This is a genomic window from Arsenophonus sp. ENCA (assembly GCF_002287155.1).
GTDB lineage: Bacteria > Pseudomonadota > Gammaproteobacteria > Enterobacterales > Enterobacteriaceae > Arsenophonus > Arsenophonus nilaparvatae.
In genome coordinates this window covers 1-724 of sequence record NZ_NHNG01000388.1, presented here as the reverse complement: position 1 = coordinate 724, position 724 = coordinate 1, and the positions used below count along the sequence as shown (strand labels likewise).

General features: G+C 37.8%; 1 protein-coding gene. It reads left to right on the top strand.

Annotated elements, in window-relative coordinates; genetic code table 11:
• Positions 1–298: 298 nt before the first annotated feature.
• Positions 299–568: a transglycosylase SLT domain-containing protein gene (locus tag CBG25_RS10180; RefSeq protein ID WP_290606446.1), complete on the top strand. Its 270-nt coding sequence runs from the start codon at positions 299–301 to the stop codon at positions 566–568.
• The last annotated feature ends 156 nt before the right edge of the window (positions 569–724 follow it).

Below are 724 nucleotides of genomic sequence, written 5' to 3'. Positions count from 1 at the left end.
ACTTGTCGATCGTCTGTTGGTGATACTGGTTTGCAAAGAGGTCATTCTTAATGGCGCTGCGTTTCTTCATGGTGGTTAGCTCAGTAGACCAGCTTCCGATAACTTTATCAGCAAAATCAAACTCGGCTTAGGTTTTTCGAGGTGCCCAATTATCAAAAGCTTAAAATAAAATAAGTATTTTGCGTGTGGTATGTAAATTAGTGGTAGAAAAAGCGGATTTGGTGAAGTAAAATTGATAGGCTTTATTGGAATTCCTTTGAAAAATCTTTTTGCTTTATAGGGGCGAAAATATGCCGAATTGTTTTTACTTTTGAATAAAGAGCGTGGCGATGAAAATCAAAAATTTAATGTGGCTGTTTTGTCTTGTTATTTCAAAAATATCGCTTGCCGATTATTTAAGAGCGATTGCCAGACAAGAATCCAACCTTATCCCCATGCAAAAAACAAAAATAAAGATGGTTCACTTGATTTAGGGATTATGCAGATTAATAGCAAAACCTTTAACGCCATTAAAAAAGAATATCCTACATTATCTGAAAATGACTTAAGGGCACCTCGAAAAACCTAAGCCGAGTTTGATTTTGCTGATAAAGTTATCGGAAGCTGGTCTACTGAGCTAACCACCATGAAGAAACGCAGCGCCATTAAGAATGACCTCTTTGCAAACCAGTATCACCAACAGACGATCGACAAGTTGGGTGACCCGCTGGTCAAGATCGAAACC